A 23515-nucleotide genomic window follows, 5' to 3' on the forward strand; every position below is an offset into this window, starting at 1 on the left:
AACGCAGGGATGCCCTCCATCAGCGCATGAGCGCTGCTTACATAGGTAATACGACGCATGGGGGTATGCATGAAACGTTTCAATCCGCAGGCACTCGTCACGTTGTGGAACGTCGAGAGGCTGGGGTCCTTCTCGGCGGTTGCGCGTGAAAATGGCTGGTCACAGCCTGCAATCAGTCAGCAGATCAAGAAGTTGGAGGAAGATTGCGGCATGACGCTGGTCCGCCGCACGGCATCAGGGGTCGAGCTCACACAGGCCGGATTGACATGTGCGCGTCACGGTCAGCTGATCGACAGCAGACTGACCCAGGTCGTCGAGGACCTTCAGCATCTCAGAAGCGATCGATCCTCGCACATCAGACTTGTGGCACCGCCATCCGCCTGTTCGACCTTCATCGCGAGGGTTCTGGTCCACATGAGCTGGTCGTCAGACGTAAGAGTGACCCTGACGCAGATGGAACCGCCGGAAGCGATGGCATCATTGTCGCAGGGAAGCGTGGACTGCGCGATAACCTTTCGATACAATGCACTTCCTGAATTCATGCAAAGCCATGAGGATTTCAACATGGAGCAATTCGGGCGGGACCCCCTGCTGCTGCTGGTGCGCAAATCCAGCGATGTCGCAAAGGACTATCAGCGGAGCCAGCAGGCGGTGAATCTTGCTTCGGTGCGGTCGCAGCAGTGGATCGCCGGATGCACGATGTGCCAGGCCAACCTGCTGAGGCTGTCTCAGGCTGCCGGCTTCACGCCCAACATCACTCATTCCACCGACGACTACTGGGCCACCCAGAATCTGGTGGAGGTGGGCATGGGCGTTTCGATAGTGCCCAGGCTGGCGACCCTGACTCATGTTCGAGACAGTCTGGAGGCGTGTCCCATCCGCGATGCGAACGCATTCCGATCCGTCTTCTTCGTGATGCGGCGTGGTGACGACAGGCCGTCGCTTCGGCAGGTCCGGGCGGAGGTGCGCCGCGCTGCCAGGAAATATCTGCTTGAGTGAGGGCCGGAGGACAGTCCATGTGTCGCAGAAGTAAAATGGATTAACTGTGTTAACGGATATAAGCATTCTTTTCAAGCTTGAAGTTTTTATAGATAGATAGGGCCGAAATAAGCCGCCGAATTCATGCACAATACCAGCATGAACACAACAGCAGCACATGAAGAAACCGGTTTCAAGGCGCGTCGGATCGATGCACTTGGAACAGAAGACCTCGCAGCTCTCGGCGGCGACAAATGGACCCGATACCCTGGCTGCATCGGTGCCTTCATCGCGGAAATGGATTATGGCGTTGCGCCGTGCATCCAGGAAGCGATGATCGAAAGCACCAGACAGGGCGCCCTGGGCTATATCTCAGACCCCTGGAAGAGGCGAGTCGCCGATGCATGCTCGGCATGGCAGCGCGACCAGTATGGTTGGGAGATCGATTCGGAAGCTGTCAAGGTGGTTCCCGATGTCGTCGAGGCCTACGAGATCTTTCTGCGAGACTTCGTCAAATCCGGAAACTCGGTAATCGTGCCGACTCCCGCATACATGCCTTTTCTGAGCGTTCCGCAGCTCTATGACGTCGAATGCATCGAAATCGACATGATTCGCCAAGAGAACTCCTGGCTGTTCGACTTTGATGCCATCGAAAGGGCATTCCAGAATGGGTGCAGGGCATTCGTCCTGTGCAATCCGCACAATCCCATCGGCAAGGTGCTGACCCAGGACGAGCTTCTGCGCATATCGGCGCTGGCCAGGGCATACGGGGCACGCATCTTCTCAGATGAGATCCATGCGTCCTTCGTGTTCGACGGCAACGCCCACATTCCCTTCGCCTCGATCGACGAGACGACGGCGGTGCAGGCGATCACGGCGACAGCGGTCTCGAAATCCTTCAACATTCCCGGAACCAAGTGCGCACAGGTCATTCTCACCAATCCTGATGACCTTGAACTCTGGAATCGGAGGGAGATGTGGTCAGAGCATCAGACGGCGACCATCGGTGCGGTCGCGACGGTGGCCGCGTACGAACACGGCATGACCTGGTTTTCCGAAGCCATGGACTATGTCAGACGCAACATCGCATTGGTCGACGAAGAGATGGCGGGCCGCTTCAGCAAGGTCGGCTACATCCACCCCGAAGGTACCTACATCGCATGGCTTGACTTCACCCCGCTGGGAATGGACGATCCGGCACGATATTTCGTCGAGAAGGCAGGAATCGCCCTCACCGATGGCAGTGAATGCGGCAAGGTCGGGCATGGATGCGTGCGGATGAACACGGCGATGCCATATCCACTGCTTCAGGAAAGCTTCGACCGCATGTATCGCGCCCTGCACGAGGACGGGCTTGCATAGGCCGGCTTCCTATCGACCAATTTCAATATCAACCAATTTCAATACCAATCACATCAACCTCACCAATCACATCAACCTCACCAACGCAATATCAAGGAGAAGAACATGACAAGGAACAGAACCGAAGAATTCGCCGGCATCATCGATGCCGACAGCACAACCCCCTTTCTGAGGAGCGCATGGCAGCATTTCAACGGGCATGAGAACGATGCGAAGGACTTCGCCCAGCACACCATCGATTTCGTGGAGAAGTGGGATTGGGACTGGATCAAGATCAATCCACGAGCCACCTACTTCGCGGAAGTCTGGGGAGCGCAGTTCTCTCCCAACGACTATGGCGACGTTCCCGTCCAGAAGCAGCTCAAGGCGGCAATCGAAAAGCCGTCCGATGTGGCTTCGATTACTGCGAAGACGGTCGCCGAATCCGACATTCTCCAGGAGCATGTGGAGGGAGCCAGACTCATAAAGGCGCATTTCCCGGATCGTGTGACCATACAGACGATGTTCTCGCCGCTGTCGACCCTGCTGCAGCTGGCAGGCCTTCCACTGTATCCGAATATGGTCGTATACGGCTCAGAGACAACCTTCACGAGAAAGGAACTGATTCTTGAGCAGCCGGAGGATGCCAAGAAGGCCCTGCAGGCGATAACCGACACCTTCATGGACTACCTTGACGCACTCGTCGCAGACCCCAAGGATGGCGGGGCTGGTCTCGACGGACTGTTCTATGCGGTCACGGGAACTGCGAGCGACGGGTATTTCAGCGAAGAGGAATTCAAGGAATTCTCGACGCCATACGATCTTCAGATTCTCGAGAAGCTGAAGGAATACGGCAAGGTCTCCGTGCTGCACACCTGCCAGAAGAACTCGCATCCGCAATGGTTCACCTCATATCCCATCAGCGCACTGCAATGGGACCAGTTCCTGCCTGACAATCCCGAGATAACCGAGGACATGGGAATCACGCCCGTAGGTGGTGTGAACTATTCGCTCCTTGGTGACGATCAGCATCTCGACGAGGTGGGCGAGCAGCTCAGCGAAACATTCAAATCCCGGGCGGGCAAGCCATTCCTGCTGGCCCCAAGCTGCACCATTCCGACCCCAGCTTCGGATTCTGCGCTCACTTTGCTGCAAGAGGCATGATCCTGCGCGAGTCCTGCATATCCATGGCACCATAACCAACACACATCGCAGAGAGAACAATCATGACAAGAAACAATCACATTTCCATACGACAACTGCTTATCGGAGCATGCACCGCAGGTGCGCTGCTCTTCACCAGCGCATGCGCGCAGAATTCAACCTTCGGCTCGGGCACAAGCGGCGAAAGCAGCTCGTCCAGCGTGGCGATCGCGGTCATGTATCCGGAGACGGGACAATACGCAGAATACGGCAAGATGTTCAAGCAAGGTCTCGACCTTGGCGTCAAGCAGGTCAACGCCGATGGCGGGGTGCAGGGGAAGAAGCTTGAGCTGAAGTATTTCGACACGCAGTCGGATCCGAAGCAGACCGCTGCGATCGCCCCCAAGATAGCGGCGGACAAGTCGGTGGTCGCGGTTGTGGGAGACTACTCGTCTGGCGCATCCATGGCGGCATCGCCAACCTTCCAGCAGGCAAAGCTGGTCCATTATGGATTCAACAATTCGGCATCGGATTTCACCTCGACCGGTGACTATGTATGGACCCCACAGTTCAGCCAGGCGGTTTTCCAGAAGCAGAACGCAGAATTGGTGGCGCAGAAGGCGAAGAAGATCGCAGCCGTCTACATCGAGAATGACTGGGGCAAGTCAGCCTACGCCGAGTTCAAGAAGGAAGCCAAGAAGCTCGGCATCAGCATCGTCTATGAGTCCTCCTATCTAGCGGATTCCACCGATCTGTCGCCAATACTGATTCCTGCGAGGGATGCGAAGCCCGACGCGGTCGTGCATATCGGCTATGGGCCGGACGGCGCGCTGGTGGTCAACACCTTGCGCGACAAGCTTGGCTATACGGGTCTGTTCTATGGCGGGCAGATCACGCAGGAATATATCAAGCTCTCCGGTTCGAATGGCGAGGGAACGCGACTCATAGGCCCATTCACCCCTGATTCGACCAACCCCAACGCTGCCAAATTCGTCAAGGCATTCAGAGCGGCCTACAAGACCGACCCCGGTGAATTCAACCAGACATCATATGCGTCGATCATAGATCTGGCATACGGAATGAACAAGACAAGCGCGACCAGGGAAGGCGTCGAGAAGGCGCTGAAGACCGTGGATGACTTCCCTTGCTATGTCGGCACGAAGACGACGTTCAAGTTCAATCAGAGCACGCGTCGAATGGACAGCACGTCATTCCTCAAGCTTGAACTGACTGACGGAAAGTTCCAGATCACCGACTGAACGCGACGCTTCGCCGCCCGGACCGCCCTGCATGTCCGATCATCGAGGATGTCAGGGCGGTCAGCGCGGCGGATGCGGCCCGCTCGTTCATGAAGAAAGGATGTAAGCATGGTAGATACACTGATTACCGGTTTCATGCACGGTAACGCGTATGCCATAGTCGCGCTCGGAATGTCGCTGATCTTCGGAGTCTCCAACGTGGCGAACTTTGCACACGCCGCAGTGTTCGGCATGGGAATGATGATTGCCTGGTGGCTTGGTTCCGTCCTGGGACTTGGCATAGTGCCCACCATCATCCTGGTCGCGCTCATCACTGGCCTGATCGGGCTGCTGCTGAACACGCTCGTGATATCGCCCCTGCAGAACCGCCCATCAGTGGCGGCACTGCTGGCGACGATAGGCGTCGGCATGATTCTCGATAACACATCGCAGATGATCTTCGGCACGGAAACGAGGTCATTCCCTGAATTGCTGCCATCGCACAACATCGAGTTCCTGGGAGTGAGGATCGGGACCTCCGATATCGTGATGCTGCTGCTCACCGTGGCCATCATGGCAGGCATGGCGGCGTTCCTGAAATACGGCAAGATGGGCCAGGCAATCAGGGCGACCGCGCAGGACACCCAGGCAGCCAAGCAGGTGGGCATACCGGTGAAGCGAATCCAGAACATCTCCTTCGTCATCGCATCCGCGCTCGCGGGAGTCGCAGGCATATTCGTCGGAATGTTCAACTCGAACGTCAGCCCGACAAGCGGCTCCTCAGTGGGAATGACGGCCTTCATAGCCGCGACCATCGGGGGACTCGGCTCGATGCCGGGAGCCGTCGTGGGCGGCCTCACCCTAGGCATAGTCGAGGCCTTGGGAGTGTATTCATTTGGAGATGGCGCACATGATCTGATCACCTTCGGCGCGCTCATCGTGATTCTTCTCGTCCGGCCCAACGGCCTCTTCGGCAAGAAGCAGGTGCTGCACGAGCCGATGACCGGATCGTTCTCGGGAGGGGCGAAACCATACAGAATACCGAAATGGCTTGGTCCGATACTGATAGTCGCCGCGCTCGTGGCTCCGTTCCTGGCGAGCGACTACTTCTCAAGCGTGGGCATTCAGATCATGATCTATGCGATGGCGGCCATGGGACTGACGATGGTTTCCGGTTCAGCCGGTCAGGTCGCACTCGGGCAGGCGGGTCCGATAGCCCTGGGGGCATACACGTCGGCGATTCTGGTGGGGCAGCTGCATGCCTCCTTCCTGGTCGGAGTGCTCTGCGGCGGATTGGTCGCGGCTATCTTTTCGAGCATCATCACCTTCCCTGTATGGAAGCTGTCGGGTCATTACATCGCCATTGCAACGATCGGAGTAGGGTCGATAACGGTCGCGCTGATCCGTGTGTTCGAGCCGATAACCAAAGGCTCGCTTGGCATCACCGGGATTCCGTTCCCGCAGCTCTTCGGATTCACGCTTTTCACGCCCCAGCTGCAATATGTGCTCGTTCTGGCGTTCCTGCTGATCGAGTTGCTGATCATCACGAAGATTCGCAAGTCGCATCTTGGAAAGACGATAGAATCCATCGGCAACGATCCCGTCGCATCGGAATCCATCGGCATCAGGACATCGGCGTACAAGGCTCTCGCATTCGCAATCGCGGCATTCTTCGCGGGCATCGCCGGAGCGCTCATGGCCCATCAATACACCTATATCGACCCGTCAATGTTCCCATTCGCGACATCCTCGCTGGTGCTGACCATCGCCGTCCTGGGAGGACTCAGCTCACCGGTGGGCACGATACTTGGCGCAATCGTTCTCGTGGGAGCGCCCGAGCTGCTTCGATTCATGTCGGGCGGTCGAATCATCGTCTACGGGGTGCTGCTCATTCTCATCATCATCTTCCGCCCGCAGGGTTTGTTCGCAAAGAAGGAGTAGTCACATGGCAGACAACAGTAGTCACATGGCAGACAGCAAGTCACTTGGCGGCCAGCAGTCGAACGAGGCCTCACGGCCGGCCATCCTGGAAGTCAACCATCTCGACAAGTCGTTCTCAGGGGTCCACGCAGTCAATGACATCTCGCTGCGAATCCATAAGGGCGAGACCGTCGGCATCATCGGTCCGAACGGGTCGGGAAAGTCCACGACGATCAACATGATTTCAGGACTGTTCAACCCCGATTCGGGAGAGATAGTCTTCGAGGGCACGCATATCGAGCACCTCCGGCAGACCGCAGTGTCGGATGTCGGCATCGCGCGCACCTTCCAGAATGGCAGGGTCTTCGGCTCCATGAGCGTCGATGAGAATCTCGAGATGGGACTGCATAAGGTCATGACCGCATCCCGCCCATGGAAGGGTCTTCAGGACTATCCCGTGGTGAAATGGGCTTCGTTGCTGGGGGAGCTGTGCCTGAGCCTGATTCCTGGGCCTAAGACACGCAAGGAGATGGCAGGGGTCAGGGATGGCGTCGACCAGAGCGTCAAGTCCTTCGGGGATCATCTCGAACCCATGCGTCAGCATCAGACGTATTCGCTGTCGTATGCGAACAAGCGAAGGACGGAAATAGGACGTGCGATGATTGCCGAACCGCATCTCCTCTGTCTCGACGAGCCCACGGCCGGCATGAATCAGACAGAGACGACCGAGGTGATGGAGCAGCTTCTCGAGCTCAAGGCAAAGGGGCATACGATGCTGCTTGTCGAGCACAAGATGGATTTCGTCATGGCGCTGTGCGACTGGCTGGTCGTCATGGACAACGGTTCGATCATTGCAGAGGGACTTCCTGCCGACGTTCGCAGGAACCCGAAGGTGATCAACGCCTATCTCGGTGGCGACAGGCAGGTTGCATCTGTGGATTCTGTGGATTCGGCATCATCGTCAGCGTCGGAGGAGCAGGGGATGTCTTCCGCTTCGGCATCGTTGGCCAGCCTGGCCTCGACGGTCGAAGTCGTCCCCGACCCGCTGGTCGTCGATGGGCATCAGGTTTCCGAGCACAGGAAGATGCCGATCTCGGTCGAGCACCCCTATATCCTTGACGTCCAGCATGTGGATGCCGGATATGGCCCTGTGCAGACCCTCTATGACGTATCCCTCAACGTGCGTGCCGGACAGATTGTCTCTCTGCTTGGTGGCAATGCGGTGGGGAAGACCACCACCATGCGCACCGTGCTCGGTCTGCTCAATCCGAGAAATGGGAAGGTCATCTATGAAGGCCGCGACATTCAGGGGGTCAGCACCGAGCAGAGGATTCGACGGGGCATCGCCTCGGTTCCTGAAGCCAGGCATGTATTCCCCGAGATGACGGTCACTGAGAACCTGCTGAGCGGCGCCTACGTCCGCAAGTCGGGCAAGGCGATCCGTGAGGACATCGATGGGATCTTCGAGCGATTCCCACGATTGAAGGAACGGCATATGCAGCTTGCGGGAACGCTTTCCGGCGGCGAACAGCAGATGCTGGCCTTCGGACGCGCCCTGATGAGCAAGCCCAGGCTGATATGCATGGACGAGCCCACGATGGGGCTTTCTCCCAAGCTTGTCGATGAGGTGCTGCAGGCGGTCAAGATGCTTCGCGACGATTTGGGCATTGCAGTGTTGCTGATCGAGCAGCAGGCGGAATTGGCGCTGTCGATCGCGGATTATGGATTCGTGCTGCAGAACGGTTCGATCGTGCTTGAGGGGTCTGCAGCAAGCCTGGCATCGAATGCTGCGGTCCAGGAAGCATATCTCGGCAAGAATGCATGATCTGCGAAATACGGGCAACATGGTGTACCTAGGCAATGCGGTGTACTTGGGCAACGTGGTGCACCGTGGCAATGCAGCAAGTGCACATTCACGGCGGTCAGAGCCAGCAGCTGGCCTGGATGATCGGGAAGATCTGCGTGCGACTATGGAAAGGAGTGTGATATGTCAGAGAAGAGAACGGCTCTGATCATCGGCGCGGGCGGAGGCGTGGGCCTTGCGTCGGTGAAGGCTCTGAGACGGCATTGGCATGTCATTGCCACGGCGCGTTCGAAGCGTGACCTGTCAGCCCTCCAGGAGCTGGGCGTGGAGAGCATGAGTCTGGATCTGTCGGACGACGCTTCCATTCGTGAAGCGTTGCTTTCGATGCAGGGAAGGACGCTTGACGCGCTGATATTCACTGCAGCCGTATGCCACACTTCCAGGGCCTGCGAAGCCGATGAGCATATGTGGAACATGACGATGAGAACGAATGTGATCTCGCAGGCCCTTATCGTCAATGGGCTCATTCAATCCTTGCGCGATCGACGTGGAACGATCGTCTTCGTGAACTCGGGTGCAGGGGAGCGGGCGGTGGCGCAGCATGCCGTGTACGCCGCATCGAAGCATGCCCTGCGTGGATATGCCGATACGCTCAGGCTTGAGGAGTCGGCCAACGGCGTGCGTGTCGCGACGCTCTATCCCGGTCAGATCGATACGACGATGCTGAGGACCATCTCTTCTGAGATGAGTCTGGACTATGAGCCTAACCGCTACATTCATGCCTCGAGCGTTGCCGGAATGATTCTCACGGTTGTGGATGCGCCGCCGGACGTCCATTTGACCAATCTGGACATCCGGCCGAGAGTCGAAGTCGATGCCCGCTATCTCGTATGATGCGAAACTGCGGAACTCGTTTGTGACACAAGACTGTGACATGAATCTGTCTGGCATAAGGCTGTGATACGGCGATGACCCCACGGAAATCACATTCCGTGGGGTCATCGTCTTTCGTCAATCACCGTTCCGATCTCTCAGCGAGAGGGGAACGGTGCAGTGCTCACTCGGCGATTTCGGCGAAGTAGAGCAGGGTGCGGATCATGTTCGAGGTGAAGCCGTACTCGTTGTCATAGAAGGATACGGTGCGAACGAGCTGATCGTCGCCAGCCTGGTTGACGTCGGTCTGCGTTGGATCGAAGACGCCGCCGTGCGTGTCGCCGATGATGTCGGAGGTGACGATGCCGTCACCGTTGTATCCGAAGTAGTCCGTATCGGAGAACGCTGCCTTGAAAGCATCGTTGATCTCTTCGACGGTGACCTTCTTCTCGAGCACGGAGGTCAGTTCGGTAACCGAACCGTCAGGGATGGCGACGCGCTGTGCGTGGCCCTGCAGCTTGCCATCCACGGAAGGAACGACCTTGCCGATTGCCTTTGCGGCACCGGTGGAGTGTTCGATCGTGTTGATTGCCGAGGCGCGGTTGTTGCGTGGCTTGCTTCCACGTGGTCCGTCAAGCAGCATCTGGGTGCCGGTGTAGGCGTGGATGGTGGTCATGAATCCGACCTTGACGCCGAACTTGTCGTCAAGCAGCTTGACCATCGCGGCGAGCGAGTTCGTGGTGCAGGAGCCGGCGGACACGATGGCGTCCGTTGGCTTCAGGATCTCGTGGTTCACGCCGTAGACAACGGTAGGAACGTCATCCTTGGCAGGAGCGGAGATAAGAACCTTCTTCGCGCCGGCATCAAGGTGAGCCTGGGACTTGGCCGCGGAAGTGTAGAATCCGGTGCACTCGAGCACGAATTCGACGCCATCGTTCTTTACCCACGGAATGTTCGAGGCATCCTTCTCTGCGTAGACGGTGTATTCCTTGCCGTCCACGACGATTGCGGTATCGGTCGAGGTGACCTCGACAGGCGTGCCGTCGTCATGCTTGAACGTGCCATGAGTGCTGTCGTATTTCAGCAGGTATGCCAGCATCGATGGGGTTGTCAGATCGTTGATTGCTGCGACCTCAATGTCACCGGCTTCACCGCCACGATGTTGCAGCTCGAAGATACGACGGAATGCGAGACGACCGATACGACCGAAGCCGTTAATGCCAATCTTTACTGTCATGTACATCTCCCTATGGGAATTGGGCCGCACGTCCATGAGAACCACGCAACGTGCTGGCGATATGTTATTTCAACAACATTTACTGTAATAGTGTGCCTGTACTAGAGCAGTGCTTCCTGCCACTGTGCAGGGCGAAAGCCGACAAGAACTTTGTTAGCGTTCACAACGATTGGACGCTTGACGAGCATACCGTCGCTGCCAAGCAATTCCAATGCTTCGTCGCTTGACATCTCTGGCAGTCGATCCTTGAGATTCAACGTCCTGTAAGCCTGCCCCGAGGTGTTGAAGAATCGCTTCAAGGGTAGGCCGCTCAACCTCCACCATTCCCTCAATTCGCCGGCGGAAGGGTTGTCGCCCTTGATGTCGCGCTCGTCGAAGGAAATATGGTGCTCGTTGAGCCAGATACGAGCCTTTGCACACGTGGAGCAGCGTCTGTAGCAGACGAAGCCGATGTTTCCGTCAGTCCCGTCCTGCTCTGCAGTACCCGTGCCATCTGTCGCTTCGGCAGCTGACGCATTGGTCGGGCGTTCCTTGCCACATGCTGATTCGCTATGCAATGATTCAGTATCTCCGTTCACGATGTCATTATCGCAGGGAAGGCGGAATTTCTCATGAAAATTGGCTGTGAGTTAAAGAATTAGACATGGTGTGCGTTCTTGTTCTCTCGTGTGTTCAAAGCTTCGGTTACTTGTGTGCTTATGGTGTCAAATGTTGTGTCTTGAGCGACTTTGGTCGACCACTGAGGTGAAGGCGCAGCCGATGCGAAGGTTACCAGCAGCGTTCCTGAAGCGACGCTTATCTTCGAGGCGGTGTCGCTGATAAATTCGTTGCTCACGGCATTCGCGCGGTCGTTGGTCAGCGAGGCATCGTCCAGGAAATACTTCAGGCCCAGCTCATTCACCCCGGTTGAGACATCGGTGCTCGAGAAAACGGAAACCATCGTGCGTTCGCCGCATCGGAAGGCTGGGAACGCAAGGCTGCCATTGCGAATCGCCGTGACGCTCACTCCATCGCCATGCAGGAAACCGATGCCTCCATGATTCGCGAGACCGGCCAGAAGCTGCAGGTTCGCAATCGAATGATCCAGACGTCCTCCCAGCGAGCCATAGATATGGAATTCACGGCATCCTCTGTCCCAGCCAAGGGTGACGGCGCTGGCGGTGTCGGTCAGGTCCTTTTCGGCCGGAACATGCAGGCTTTCGGTATCGTCGGGAATCTCAGCGGAGATCGAATCGAAGTCTCCCATGACCATGTCGGCGTGGATGCGCTGGCTCTGGCAGTGGTCGAATCCGCCGTCGGCCGCGATCACATATGCCCCTTTGGGAACTTCGGCATCCTGGCCGAAATATTCTCCAGCCGCAAAAATCACGCAGACCTTCGATGGAGCACTCACCGGGTCGTGCCGCACGGTCTGCGGTCCGTTTTTCTGCCGGGCATGAACCGGCCTATGCTGCTGCGCCGACTGATCTTCCATATCTCCCATTCCCGGCATCACGACGATGAGCGCCATTCCTTGAATCTCGCACGTCGCTGCGCCTGCGTCGGATGTCTGCCTGTATGGCTGAATCTTATCAAGACAGGGTCATCTCAGGGCAGTGACATCTCAGGGCAGTGACATCTGAAGACAGTGCTTCTCATGACAGCGCCTTTTCAAAACAGTGTCTTCTCAAGACTGTCTCTTCTCAAGACTGTGTCTTCTCAAGACTGTGTCTTCTCAAAAACAGTGTCTTCTCAAAAACAGTGGCATCGCGGACATCCACATCGTTGCGCGAAGCTGGCTGGGGGCATTACGCTGGGCATTGCCGCCTGCTGCCGGGCTCCGGCGTAGGTTTTGGTGAGTGTCGGCGATGGAATCGTTGGAGTCGGCAGTAAGGTGATATCAGCGACGACTGCTGACAGAAAGGTTCTCATGCTGGAAACCCGTAAGCCAAGGGCGATTCTCGATTCAAAGATCTTTCTGTATCTGACCGAATTCTTTTCCGGCATGGCTGTCATGGCCGCCGAACTTGGAGCGCAGAGGCTGCTCGCGCCCTACTTCTCGAGCTCCCAGATTGTGTGGACCATCATCATCGGCACCATCATGATTGCGATGGCGCTTGGCAACGTATGGGGTGGACGGCAGGCTGACAGGAATCCCGACCCAGACCGTCTCTATCGCCGCATCATGTTCGCCGCCGTGTGGCTGGCGCTCGTGCCGCTCGTCGGAAAGTACATCATCATTGCCATATCGGGAGTGCTGATCGTGACCATCTCGACGAACTTCCTGATACTCGCCGCCTTCATCAGCTGCATGGTCATCTTCGTGCCGCCGCTGTTTCTTCTGGGTACGGTGACACCCGGCCTCGTGAAATTCACGACAGACTCACTCAAGGACAACGCGACCATCGTCGGACGTCTTGGCGCATGCAACACCATCGGTTCGATACTGGGAACCTTTCTGCCCACCTTTCTGACGATACCCACAGTGGGAACGTTCGTCACCTTCCTGATCTTTGCAGGCATACTGCTGACCCTGCCATTGGTGTACTTCCTCTCACAGCGCACGAAGATCGTCACCAGCATCGTCTGCATCGTGATCTTCGTTGCTTCAGCGGTCGTGTCCCCTCTGACCGGCTTCGCGTTCTGGGAGAACGACATCGCGTATGAGGGAGAGTCCGAATACAACTATCTGCAGGTCAAGAATCTTTCGGATCGGACCATCCTGTCCACCAACGTCCTGTTCGGAGTGCAATCCGTCACGATGAAGGCAGGCGGTCTGACCGGTCTGTATTACGACACGGCCCTTGCCGCCCCTGCCTTTGCGAACAAGGCGGATTCGGCATTGATACTTGGCATGGGAACAGGCACCTATGCGCGTCAGCTTCGCGAATACTATCCGAAGATGAGTGTCACCGGCGTTGAGATCGACCAGTCGATAACGAATCTCGCGCATCGGTATTTCCATGAGCCGTCTGACATTCCCGTAAGTACCTATGACGGCAGAGCATGGCTTGCTTCGGATACGAAACAGTATGACGTGATCATGGTCGACGCGTATCAGGACATCACGATTCCCTTCCAGATGTCGTCAACGGAATTCTTCACGCTTGTCAGGGACCATCTCAATCCCGGGGGAGTCATGGTCGTGAACATGAACATGATTTCGGATGGCAAGGCTTCGATCAACGAATCGCTCGAGGCGACGATATCCTCCGTGTTCGAAGGCGACGGGCGCTCGGAGCGTTCGACTTCCTCGCCGCTCGTCGCGACGGCCGATGTCCCCGATACGACCAATCGAGAGTTGTTTGCCAAAAAGCCTCTCAACGACTCTGACGGACTTTCCTCTGAATCGCTTCCGACAGTCACCGAACGGCGCACCGGCAGGACCGACCTCGCCGATGACATGGCTTCGGTGACCTTGCGCATGCTCCCAGTCGACTATTCGGCCGCTTCCTCGAAATATGTGCTCACCGACGACAAGGCTCCGGTCGAATTGCTCGGCATGCGCGCGATTGACGAACTCATCAAGGAGCAGGCAGGGCCATATCGGAAGATATTGCGGGAACAGGGCATTTCCGGCCTGATGAGCCTGAATTGACACCCAATCGACGCTGCCGTTCGTGATGCTGTAATCGAGATTGCGAGTTTTGCGGCAATTCATGAGTACACAGGTGCAAAAACGCTGGAATCGGCACGGAGAAAAGCCAAAAAACGGGGTTGATACATAAGAATTGCCGCAAAACTCGCAATCTCGAGCGAAATGCTTGTGCGCTGCGCCAAAATGAGGCGATTTTGTAGACTTTGGCCTGACATTCGAGAATAATTCGTGACATGACGACGATAACTTATTTCACAGGTGGATGCTTCTGGGGCATGCAGCGTTACTTCCAGAACGTCAACGGTGTCGAGGCCACTGAGGTCGGCTATGCCCAGTCCAAGGTTCCAAATCCAAGCTATGAGCAGGTCTGCACAGGAGAGACGGACGCGGCCGAGACCGTCAGAGTCAGCTATGATTCCGACATCGTCTCGGCCCATACGCTCGCTCTGCTGTTCATTGACGCGATCGACCCCTTCTCGAGGGACCGCCAGGGCAATGATCGCGGCAGACAATATCGCAGTGGCATATATTGGGACGAAAAGGATTCCGGGCAGGAGCAGAGCTTCAGACAGGTCCTGCAGGAATTGCACGCTCGATTCGGACGCGAATCCGCGATAGAGCTGGACAGCCTTCTGAATTTCTATCCTGCGGAGGATTATCATCAGGACTACCTCGACAAGAATCCCGGTGGATACTGCCATATTCCCGTGAAGAAGATTCTCAACGTCGCCACGAGGCAACGATTCATAGAAAGCATATGGAAGCTTTCCCGCGAACAATATGAAGTCACTCAGAATGCTGGGACGGAGCGCCCCTTCGATAACGAATATGACGAGAACTATCGGCCCGGCATCTATGTCGATGTCGTGAGTGGCGAACCGCTGTTCCTATCGAATGACAAGTTCGATTCAGGATGTGGGTGGCCGGCTTTCTCGAAGCCCATCTCCGAGGACTCGGTCACGAATCGTGAGGATCGTTCGTTGTTCGGTCGTCCAAGAATCGAAATCCGTGCCGCGAAAAGCGACATCCATCTGGGGCATGTCTTCAATGATGGTCCACGCGAGCTGGGAGGGCTGCGGTACTGCATGAATTCCGCCTCGCTGCGTTTCATCCCCAAGGAGCATATGGAGGCAGAAGGCTACGGAGCATATCTTTCCCGGCTGCAATAGATGTTGATGAGCAGGGACACTGAGGAGCATAGCCACTGAGGAGCATAGCCGCTGACGGACATAGCTGTTGACGAGCAGGGCAATCAACGAGCAGGGCCATCAACGAGCAGTGCCGTCGATGAGCTCAGAGGCTTGGCCGCCAGCCTTCGAGACCGCAGGTTCTGGGACTGGGCAAAGTGTCGACCTCGCCTTTGGGCATGATGTGATCCGTCATTTCGGCACTTGGCAGCACTGATGGTCGGACAGATGCCCAAGACTCGCAGTCATCGTGCCATTTCATCCAACAACATGTGTCATTCAGCAACATGTGTCATTCAGCAACATGTGTCATTCAGCAACATGGCTGTGGGAGGAGTTGTCGGGGGATGTGGTATTATGTTCAACGCTTGAGAAATCAGGAAAGTGGATTGTCCCGCTAGGATATCCCACCTGGAAGCCTTTCATGGCTTCGGGTCCGGCTGAGGTCGAAGAATGACATGGATCATTTCATCGTTCGCATGCGTGGTGCGATGATTACGGTGATTTGGCATGCATTCGTTTCGTCATGCAGTCTGGACTCGATGCTTTGCACTGGCTTTCGATGGATCATTCGGTGGAATGAACAAGGCAGCAAGTATAAGGAGTCATCATTAGCGACGAACCAAGGATTAACGACGAGATTCGCGTACCTCAGGTACGCCTGATCGGCCCGAACGGCGAGCAGGTTGGGGTCATTGCAACCTCTGTCGCATTGAATTTGGCACGTGAGGCGAGTCTCGACCTAGTCGAGGTGGCGCCCAATGCCAAACCGCCGGTAACCAAGCTCATTGATTACGGCAAGTTCAAATATAACGAAAAGATCAAGGCGCGCGAGGCTCGCAGGAATCAGAGCACGGCCGAGATCAAGGAAATTCGTTTCCGTCTCAAGATTGACGAGCACGATTTCGAGGTGAAGAAGGGCCACGTCTCACGCTTCCTCTCCGGAGGCGACAAGGTGAAGGTCACCATCATGCTGAGAGGCAGGGAGCAGTCCCGCCCCATCGGTGGTGTCGATCTGCTGAAACGTCTTGCACAGGAAGTCGGCGATTTGGGGTCTGTCGAGTTTGCACCCAGGCAGGAGGGGCGCAACATCATCATGACGTTGGCTCCGAAGGGCAAGAAGGTGCATACTCAATCCGAGCAGAGGCGTCGTGGCAGCCAGTCCAGAGCTGAGCGTCAGGCTCGTCAGGCCGCTCGCCTGGCGAACAGACAAGAGGAAGCAGGCGTTCAAGCCGAAAAGAGCCCAGCTCCTCAGGAAGTCCACGAACAGCATCATGCGGAGTCCCATGACTCCCATCAGCATGAGCATCGCGTCTCGCAGCCAGCCACTCACGCATCCCATGAGGGGAATGCGCGTCGCTCAGGATCGGGACATTCCAGTCCAGTGGTGCGCAACAGCGCGGCCGCAAGCAGTGCTGCCCAGAACATGCACCGCATCGCGTCCGCAAAGACTTCCAAGAACAATAAATAACAAGGAGGGCAGCAATGCCGAAGATGAAAAGTAATTCCGCGGCTTCGAAGCGTATCCGCGTCACAGGCACGGGAAAGCTGATGCAGGCCGGCAGTGCCATGCGCCATAATCTCGAACACAAGTCGGCTCGCAAGCGTCGCGTCTTGAAGGCAGACCAGGTTCTTGCACCAAGTCAGACCAAGAACATGAGAAAGATGCTCAATCACTGAGCGTAGCGAAACTTACAGATTCAAGGAAAGCAGGAATAGACTATGGCACGTGTAAAGCGCGCAGTGAACGCTCTGAAGAAGCGTCGCACCGTATTAGACAGGGCTTCGGGATATCGTGGACAGCGTTCACGTCTCTATCGCAAGGCAAAGGAGCAGCTGCTCCATTCATATAACTACAGCTTCCGCGATCGCAAGGCTCGCAAGGGCGACTTCCGCAAGCTCTGGATTCAGCGCATCAACGCCGCCGTCCGTGCAGAGGGCATCACCTACAACCGTTTCATCCAGGGGCTGCATCTTGCCGGCATCGAACTCGATCGTCGTGCACTGGCTGATCTGGCCGTCAACGATCCTGCCACGTTCAAGACCATCGTCGAGCAGGCCAAGAATGCGCTGCCAGAGGATGTCAATGCTCCAGTAGCTGCCTGAGCTTGAATGATTGATTGCATGATTGCTTGAATGATTGCAATGAAAACCCCGCTTCTGCGGGGTTTTCGCTATTCTGCACGTCTTGTCTTCACCGCACACATCCGGCCCCATGGCTTGTTTGTGATGTCAGTGATATCAGCGCTATCAGCGTCTTCAGGCGCGCTCTGTGGCTGATTTCCACCCAGTCCTGAGTGTCGGATGGGGCAGTGCGTCAGGTGCGCTGAGATGTCAGCGGCTGGAGGCATCCAAATCGGCTGCTGAGCCTATCATTCGGGTATGAAGAAACTTGCAGGAAGTGACTTGAACGCCTGGTTTCAGGAACTCGTGTCGCGATTCCTTGCCCACATCAATGTCGAGAGAGGTCTGGCGGCTTCCACCGTCGCGGCCTATGAGTCGGACGTACTGCGATACTGCCATTGGTTGGAAAGACATGGATTCGACGATCTTGCAGGCGTCGAGTCACATACCATAGAGGAATTCCTCACCAGTCTGCAGGATGAATCGGCACGCAGCCGTGCCCGGAGGCTCGCTTCCATACATGAACTGCACCGTTTCGCATTCGCCGAGCACCTTGTAGAGGCAGATGTGTCACAGCCGGTGAAGGCTCCGAAGGCACCGGAGCATCTGCCTGATGTGCTGACCATAGACGAAGTCTCGAAGCTGCTGGAGGCGGCCTGCCCCAAGGGGGATGACGATCCGATCGCTCTGCGTGACAGGGCGCTGCTGGAACTCATGTACGCCACTGGTGCGCGAGTGTCGGAGGCGGTCACGATTGACAGGGAGGATCTGGATATGTCCGGGCGTGTCGTACGGCTCATGGGCAAGGGATCCAAGCAGAGATTGGTGCCGTTTGGTGGATACGCGCAACGTGCGATGCAGAATTATTTCGATCGCGGCCGTGACGAGCTGCAGAAGCGGTCCAAGACCAGGATCGAGATGCGTGCCGTGTTTCTTAATACCCGAGGGCATCGGCTCTCTCGCCAGTCCGTCTGGGAAATCGTCCAGGAAACCGCAGCCCGGGCAGGACTTTCACGCAAGACGCATCCGCACACGCTGAGACATTCGTTCGCCACGCATCTGATTCAAGGCGGAGCGGATGTGAGAACGGTTCAGGAACTCCTGGGACATGCATCCGTGACCACGACGCAGATCTATACGCATGTCAGTCCGGAGACGTTGAAGGAGAGCTATATCATGGCTCATCCCAGGGCACGATAGGTCCGGTGGAAAGGACTGGGAAGGGCATCGAGGCGTTGCATTGGAACACTGCGCCGAGGCAAGGCGCAGACTCGTCCCTGACGATCCGGACAATTGAAGAATGGCCTGCGTCATCCATCGCCTGTGTTCGCTGATGTGCCTACACTGTCAGGTACGATGCATCGGAGGAGCGGATGCAACGATGGGCGTCAGCGATTTCGCACCCAGGGGCGATGACGCACAGCTTGAGAGTTGTCAAACGCATGAGCGGGGAAGTTGGTAGTGTAGCAGTATGCCTACGGATTTATTGGGACGAGAGTATGAGACCTTTGCCGCGCCCGAGTCTCTTCATGAGCACGGCCCTGCAAGAATCATCGCCATGTGTAATCAGAAGGGCGGTGTCGGGAAGACCACCAGCTCGATCAACATTGCAGGAGCCTTGAGCATCTATGGCCGCCGCGTACTGATCGTCGACTTCGACCCGCAGGGCGCATCGACCGTGGGACTGGGAATCAACGCGAACAGCGTCGACAATACGATATACACAGCGCTGTTCAACCCATCGATGGACGTCCACGAAGTCGTCGTGCACACGAGATTCCCCAACCTCGATATCATCCCCGCGAACATCGACCTTTCAGCAGCCGAGGTCCAGCTGGTCACGGAGGTCGGGCGTGAGCAGGTCTTGGCAGGTACCTTGCGTGCGCTGCGAAACGAGTACGATCTGATCATCATCGATTGCCAGCCGTCGCTCGGACTGCTTACGGTGAATGCGCTTACCGCCGCCGACGGCGTGATCATCCCCGTCGCGGCCGAGTTCTTTGCGCTCAGAGGCGTTGCCTTGCTTATGCAGTCAATCGAAAAGGTGCAGACGCGAATTAATCCCGACCTTGCCGTGTATGGGGTTCTGGTGACGATGTATACGCGCACTCTTCATTCTGAAGAGGTGCTGCAGCGCATCCATGAGGCATTCAAGGGGAAGGTGCTGCATTCGGTCATCACACGCTCCATCAAGCTTCCCGATGCGACTGTTTCGGGGGAGCCCATAACGATGTACGCTCCCGAGCACAAGACGGCGAAGGAATACCGCGAGGTGGCCAGGGAGCTGATATCACGTGGCATCGTCGCCTGATGGCGCATCCAGGAAGAGCGGCATCGGCATGAAAACGCATGCATCCCAGGGCGGGGTGGCGGGGTCTGACGAGAGCCACGCCATGTCTGTCGCACAGACGGACGGGCATGCGGACTTTTCAGTCAGTCTCGATGTGTATCAAGGACCGTTCGATGCACTTCTGGGCATGCTCGCCCGTCGCAGCCTCGATCTCACGGAGGTGGCCCTGTCTGAAGTCACGCAGGAGTTCCTGGATTTTGTCGCGACACTCGACATGAAGAGGAACATCGATGCGGTGAGCGCATTCATAGACGTCGCATCAGTCCTCGTCGAGGCCAAGAGCGCCGCCCTGCTGCCGCACACCGAGTCGCGTGACAATGACGAACAGACGATGCAGGCGTTGCGCGACCGCGATCTGTTGTTCGCCAGACTGCTGCAATATAAGGCATTCAAGCAAGCGGGCAACGACTTCCGCGAGCGTCTGGCGGCGAACTCAGGTTTCTTCTCGCATCGGGCGGTCGTCACCGAACATCTTGCATCCATGCTGCCGGAACTGCAATGGACCACCGACGCGGCCGACCTTGCCCGTCTCGCTGCAGAGGCGTTCGTCAATGCGCCGCCCGAAGAGGTGTCTCTCTCACAGCTTCATGTGCCGCAGGTTGACTTGCAGGAGCAGGCAGCGGCAGTCCGGGACAGGCTCGCTGCCTCGGCGGGCCACGAATGCAGCTTCGACGAGTTGATAGAGGATGCGCGCAGTCGGCTGGAAATCGTCGCCCGATTCCTGGCAGTGCTCGTCTTCTTCAAGCAGGGCTTCGTGCAATACAGGCAGTCCGGGCCCTTTGCGACGCTCTCGCTTCGATGGACTGCCAGCGATGCCGAGGGTGTCGCACTGTCGATCAATGCCGGTGATTTCGCATGAGAAGGTTTGCATAATGGTTGAGGCTGCACATTCGGAAAAAAGTCATTCGTCCGCGGTCGAAGCGGCATCATCTCGTGGAATCGATGCACCGGAGACTGGCGCGTCCGATTTCCGTGGCACCGATTCGGACAGGGGCGCGGGGAGCGCAGCGCATGATGCGCGCGATCTCACCGACACGAGGCCGGAGTATGTCGATTTTGACGTCAACGATTTTCCGGGAGGCTTGTCGGCCTGCCTTGAGGCGATCCTGATGGTTGCCGATCAGCCGCAGCACGGCGAGGACCTCGCAAGGATCCTGGCTGTGGAACCCAGCGATGTCGACGACGCCCTGCAACGGTTGCGGAAGGGCTATGAGGGAGCCGATGGTGCAGCGTCCCATGGCTTCACGCTTCGTCATACGGCACGCGGCTGGCAATACGTCAACCGCCGGGAATTCGAGTCGGTGGTGTCCGCATTCGTCACGGACGGTCAGACTGCCAGACTCTCTCAGGCCTCGTTGGAGGCACTTGCGATAATCGCATACAAGCAGCCGATGACGCGTGCCCAGGTCGGTGCCATTCGAGGCGTGAACTCCGATGGCGTCGTCCGTTCCCTGCTGGTCCGGGGGCTCATTCGTGAGAGCGGCGTCGATGAGGGGACGCGAGGTGCATTGCTCGTCACCACCGAATTCTTCCTTGAGAAGATCGGTCTCGAATCCTTGGAGCAGCTTCCATCGCTTGCTCCCTTCCTGCCAAATGTGGCAAGTGCGCTCGAAAGCGAAGACAGCTGACAATGCTTGCATTTTCAGGCATTTCATAGGCTATTGTCACGCCGTTCACTCAGAAGAAATCCATAAGTCTATAAATGTGGCTAGAATTGCCGAGGTTTAGGAACTCTTGTCTTCCAAGGATGATCTTCCTTTGGATTGTTACCCACAGAATGAGGTTGTAATGGCGGTACGCGGTGATATCAGGAATGTTGCGATTGTTGCTCACGTTGATCACGGTAAAACGACGTTGGTTAATGCGATGCTCAAGCAGTCGCATGTGTTTTCCGAGCGCGAAGAGGTTCCCGACAGAGTTCTGGATTCCAATGCTCTGGAACGAGAGAAGGGCATCACCATCCTGGCGAAGAACACGGCTGTGAAATATACCGGCCCGCTCGCCGCGGAATTGAATGAGCCAGAAGGCATCACGATCAATGTGGTCGACACGCCAGGCCACGCCGACTTCGGTGGCGAGGTCGAGCGAGGAATCTCCATGGTCGATGGCGTCGTGCTGCTCGTGGATGCTTCGGAAGGCCCGCTGCCACAGACTCGTTTCGTGCTTCGCAAGGCCTTGGAAGCCAAGCTTCCCGTCATTCTTGCAATCAACAAGACCGATCGTCCCGATGCCCGTATTTCGGAGGTCGTCTCAGAGAGCACCGACCTGCTGCTTGGGCTTGCACAGGATGTCAGCGAAGAGGGCATTGACCTTGACATCGACTCGCTGCTTGACCTGCCGGTCATCTATTGCGCCGCGAAGGCGGGATATGCCTCCACAAGGCAGCCGGCCGATGGTGACGTTCCCGACAACGAGGATCTGGAGCCGCTCTTCGATGCGATCCTGAAGAACATTCCAGCACCTGAATATGAGGAGGGTGCTCCCGTCCAGGCGCATGTGACCAACATCGATGCGTCCGACTATCTTGGTCGTCTCGGTCTGGTCCGCATATACAACGGAAACCTCGAGAAGGGCAAGACCTATGGTCTTTCCCGTGTCGGCGGGTCCATCGAGAACTTCAAGCTCACCGAGATCCTCCGCACGGTCGGACTCGACCGCACTCCCGTCGACGAGGCTGGTCCCGGCGACATCGTCGCGATTGCAGGCGTCTCGGACATCATGATCGGCGAGACAATCGTGGATCCCAACGATCCGAAGCCTCTGCCGCTGATTCATGTCGACGATCCCGCCATATCCATGACATTCGCCACCAACGATTCACCGCTTGTCGGAACCGAAGGCAAGGATCACAAGCTTACTGCCCGCATGCTCAGGGATCGCCTTGACCATGAACTCATCGGCAACGTGTCCATCAAGGTCGTGCCTACGGAGCGCCCAGATGCATGGGAAGTCCAGGGACGCGGTGAGCTGGCCCTGGCCGTGCTCGCTGAGGAAATGCGCCGTGAAGGCTACGAACTCACCGTCGGACGCCCTCAGGTCGTCACCAAGGACATCGATGGCAAGCTGAACGAACCAATGGAAAGCACGACCATCGACGTTCCCGAGGAATACATGGGCACCATCACACAGCTCATGGCTGACCGCAAGGGTCGCATGGATTCGATGAGCAACCATGGCTCCGGCTGGGTGCGTTTGCTCTTCACCGTTCCATCCCGTGGCCTGATTGGATTCAGGACTGCGCTGCTCAGCGCCACGCGTGGCACGGGCATCGCATCCTCGCTTTCGGCAGGATACGCTCCCTGGACCGGTGAGATCACCACACGCCAGAATGGCTCCATGGTTGCCGACCGTGCAGGCAAGGCAAGTCCATATGCCATGCAGAAGCTTCAGGCCCGCGGCAGCTTCTTCGTCAAGCCGCAGTCACCCGTCTATGAGGGACAGGTCGTCGGCGTCGCGAACAAGCCAGGGGACCTGGACATCAACGTGACGCTTGAGAAGCACATGACGAACATGCGTTCCGCCACGGCAGACGTCCTCGAAACCATGACGCCTCCGATTGACATGAGCCTTGAGGAGTCTCTCGACTTCGCCAATGAGGATGAATGCGTGGAAGTGACGCCTGAATCGATTCGCGTGCGCAAGATCATCCTCGACCGCGATCAGTGGTACAAGTGGAACTCGCGTCAGCGTCGCCAGAACAAGAACAAGTGATCGACTGAGGTCAGGAGCAGCGAAGCTGCATG

The 23515-nt window shown here is 57.0% G+C and carries 19 protein-coding genes and 1 pseudogene; 17 read left to right on the plus strand and 3 right to left on the minus strand.

What is annotated here, in order from left to right:
- The first annotated feature begins 69 nt into the window (after positions 1-69).
- The 7 genes from QN062_RS00950 (at position 70) to QN062_RS00980 (ending at position 9318) form a co-directional block, all read left to right on the plus strand.
- On the plus strand, positions 70-999 hold the full coding sequence (locus QN062_RS00950; RefSeq protein WP_369341777.1) for a LysR family transcriptional regulator: 930 nt from the start codon (positions 70-72) through the stop codon (positions 997-999).
- Between the two features lie 138 nt (positions 1000-1137).
- A complete protein-coding gene (locus QN062_RS00955) occupies positions 1138-2340 on the plus strand; it encodes a MalY/PatB family protein (RefSeq protein ID WP_369341778.1) in 1203 nt (400 codons plus the stop codon).
- Between the two features lie 105 nt (positions 2341-2445).
- Positions 2446-3483 (plus strand): uroporphyrinogen decarboxylase family protein, encoded by a 1038-nt coding sequence (locus QN062_RS00960; RefSeq protein WP_369341779.1) that lies wholly within the window; start codon positions 2446-2448, stop codon positions 3481-3483.
- A 62-nt stretch (positions 3484-3545) separates the two neighbouring features.
- Positions 3546-4721 carry an ABC transporter substrate-binding protein gene (locus QN062_RS00965; protein ID WP_369341780.1) on the plus strand — a complete coding sequence of 392 codons (1176 nt, stop codon included), beginning with the start codon at positions 3546-3548 and terminating at the stop codon, positions 4719-4721.
- Between the two features lie 108 nt (positions 4722-4829).
- On the plus strand, positions 4830-6641 hold the full coding sequence (locus tag QN062_RS00970) for an ABC transporter permease (protein ID WP_369341781.1): 1812 nt from the start codon (positions 4830-4832) through the stop codon (positions 6639-6641).
- 4 nt (positions 6642-6645) lie between these two features.
- On the plus strand, positions 6646-8445 hold the full coding sequence (locus tag QN062_RS00975; protein ID WP_369341782.1) for an ATP-binding cassette domain-containing protein: 1800 nt from the start codon (positions 6646-6648) through the stop codon (positions 8443-8445).
- Positions 8446-8607: 162 nt separating this feature from the next.
- On the plus strand, positions 8608-9318 hold the full coding sequence (locus tag QN062_RS00980) for an SDR family NAD(P)-dependent oxidoreductase (protein WP_369341783.1): 711 nt from the start codon (positions 8608-8610) through the stop codon (positions 9316-9318).
- 163 nt (positions 9319-9481) lie between these two features.
- On the opposite strand, the gene gap is transcribed toward QN062_RS00980, so the two are convergent.
- The 3 genes from gap to QN062_RS00995 form a co-directional block, all read right to left on the minus strand.
- Positions 9482-10534, minus strand: coding sequence for a type I glyceraldehyde-3-phosphate dehydrogenase (gene gap, locus QN062_RS00985; protein WP_369341784.1), 1053 nt, complete (start codon positions 10532-10534; stop codon positions 9482-9484).
- Between the two features lie 101 nt (positions 10535-10635).
- Positions 10636-11112 carry an arsenate reductase family protein gene (locus QN062_RS00990; protein WP_369341785.1) on the minus strand — a complete coding sequence of 159 codons (477 nt, stop codon included), beginning with the start codon at positions 11110-11112 and terminating at the stop codon, positions 10636-10638.
- 59 nt (positions 11113-11171) lie between these two features.
- Entirely contained in the window at positions 11172-12008 is an 837-nt protein-coding gene (locus QN062_RS00995; RefSeq protein ID WP_369341786.1) for a thiamine diphosphokinase, read from the minus strand.
- Positions 12009-12368: 360 nt separating this feature from the next.
- On the opposite strand from QN062_RS00995, the gene QN062_RS01000 reads away from it, so the two are divergent.
- The 10 genes and pseudogenes from QN062_RS01000 to typA all read left to right on the plus strand — a co-directional run bounded on the left by QN062_RS01000 (position 12369) and on the right by typA (position 23483).
- Positions 12369-14111 (plus strand): spermidine synthase, encoded by a 1743-nt coding sequence (locus QN062_RS01000; protein ID WP_369341787.1) that lies wholly within the window; start codon positions 12369-12371, stop codon positions 14109-14111.
- 233 nt (positions 14112-14344) lie between these two features.
- On the plus strand, positions 14345-15280 hold the full coding sequence (gene msrB / locus QN062_RS01005; RefSeq protein WP_369341788.1) for a peptide-methionine (R)-S-oxide reductase MsrB: 936 nt from the start codon (positions 14345-14347) through the stop codon (positions 15278-15280).
- Positions 15281-15905: 625 nt separating this feature from the next.
- A pseudogene (gene infC / locus QN062_RS01010) lies at positions 15906-16547 on the plus strand (translation initiation factor IF-3); the annotation flags it as partial.
- 236 nt (positions 16548-16783) lie between these two features.
- Positions 16784-16978, plus strand: coding sequence for a 50S ribosomal protein L35 (rpmI, locus tag QN062_RS01015; protein ID WP_369341789.1), 195 nt, complete (start codon positions 16784-16786; stop codon positions 16976-16978).
- 42 nt (positions 16979-17020) lie between these two features.
- Positions 17021-17404: a 50S ribosomal protein L20 gene (rplT, locus tag QN062_RS01020; protein ID WP_369341790.1), complete on the plus strand. Its 384-nt coding sequence runs from the start codon at positions 17021-17023 to the stop codon at positions 17402-17404.
- 276 nt (positions 17405-17680) lie between these two features.
- Positions 17681-18622, plus strand: coding sequence for a site-specific tyrosine recombinase XerD (xerD, locus tag QN062_RS01025; protein WP_369341791.1), 942 nt, complete (start codon positions 17681-17683; stop codon positions 18620-18622).
- Between the two features lie 271 nt (positions 18623-18893).
- Positions 18894-19733, plus strand: a complete 840-nt coding sequence (locus tag QN062_RS01030) for a ParA family protein (protein ID WP_369341792.1) — start codon at positions 18894-18896, stop codon at positions 19731-19733.
- Positions 19734-19815: 82 nt separating this feature from the next.
- The gene (locus QN062_RS01035) at positions 19816-20631 is read left to right on the plus strand and encodes a ScpA family protein (RefSeq protein WP_369342485.1); all 816 of its coding nucleotides are present in this window, start codon (positions 19816-19818) and stop codon (positions 20629-20631) included.
- A 79-nt stretch (positions 20632-20710) separates the two neighbouring features.
- A complete protein-coding gene (gene scpB, locus QN062_RS01040) occupies positions 20711-21400 on the plus strand; it encodes an SMC-Scp complex subunit ScpB (RefSeq protein WP_394854730.1) in 690 nt (229 codons plus the stop codon).
- Between the two features lie 160 nt (positions 21401-21560).
- Positions 21561-23483, plus strand: coding sequence for a translational GTPase TypA (gene typA, locus QN062_RS01045; protein WP_369341793.1), 1923 nt, complete (start codon positions 21561-21563; stop codon positions 23481-23483).
- Positions 23484-23515: the final 32 nt, after the last annotated feature.

It is taken from the genome of Bifidobacterium sp. WK012_4_13 (assembly GCF_041080835.1).
Lineage (GTDB): Bacteria > Actinomycetota > Actinomycetes > Actinomycetales > Bifidobacteriaceae > Bombiscardovia > Bombiscardovia fermentum.

Coding starts and splice junctions, on each gene's coding strand:
- QN062_RS00950 (WP_369341777.1), top strand. CDS start 70: ATGAAACGTTTCAATCCGCAGGCACTCGTCACGTTGTGGAACGTCGAG.
- QN062_RS00955 (WP_369341778.1), top strand. CDS start 1,138: ATGAACACAACAGCAGCACATGAAGAAACCGGTTTCAAGGCGCGTCGG.
- QN062_RS00960 (WP_369341779.1), top strand. CDS start 2,446: ATGACAAGGAACAGAACCGAAGAATTCGCCGGCATCATCGATGCCGAC.
- QN062_RS00965 (WP_369341780.1), top strand. CDS start 3,546: ATGACAAGAAACAATCACATTTCCATACGACAACTGCTTATCGGAGCA.
- QN062_RS00970 (WP_369341781.1), top strand. CDS start 4,830: ATGGTAGATACACTGATTACCGGTTTCATGCACGGTAACGCGTATGCC.
- QN062_RS00975 (WP_369341782.1), top strand. CDS start 6,646: ATGGCAGACAACAGTAGTCACATGGCAGACAGCAAGTCACTTGGCGGC.
- QN062_RS00980 (WP_369341783.1), top strand. CDS start 8,608: ATGTCAGAGAAGAGAACGGCTCTGATCATCGGCGCGGGCGGAGGCGTG.
- gap (WP_369341784.1), bottom strand. CDS start 10,534: ATGACAGTAAAGATTGGCATTAACGGCTTCGGTCGTATCGGTCGTCTC.
- QN062_RS00995 (WP_369341786.1), bottom strand. CDS start 12,008: ATGGAAGATCAGTCGGCGCAGCAGCATAGGCCGGTTCATGCCCGGCAG.
- msrB (WP_369341788.1), top strand. CDS start 14,345: ATGACGACGATAACTTATTTCACAGGTGGATGCTTCTGGGGCATGCAG.
- rpmI (WP_369341789.1), top strand. CDS start 16,784: ATGCCGAAGATGAAAAGTAATTCCGCGGCTTCGAAGCGTATCCGCGTC.
- rplT (WP_369341790.1), top strand. CDS start 17,021: ATGGCACGTGTAAAGCGCGCAGTGAACGCTCTGAAGAAGCGTCGCACC.
- xerD (WP_369341791.1), top strand. CDS start 17,681: ATGAAGAAACTTGCAGGAAGTGACTTGAACGCCTGGTTTCAGGAACTC.
- QN062_RS01030 (WP_369341792.1), top strand. CDS start 18,894: ATGCCTACGGATTTATTGGGACGAGAGTATGAGACCTTTGCCGCGCCC.
- QN062_RS01035 (WP_369342485.1), top strand. CDS start 19,816: ATGTCTGTCGCACAGACGGACGGGCATGCGGACTTTTCAGTCAGTCTC.
- typA (WP_369341793.1), top strand. CDS start 21,561: ATGGCGGTACGCGGTGATATCAGGAATGTTGCGATTGTTGCTCACGTT.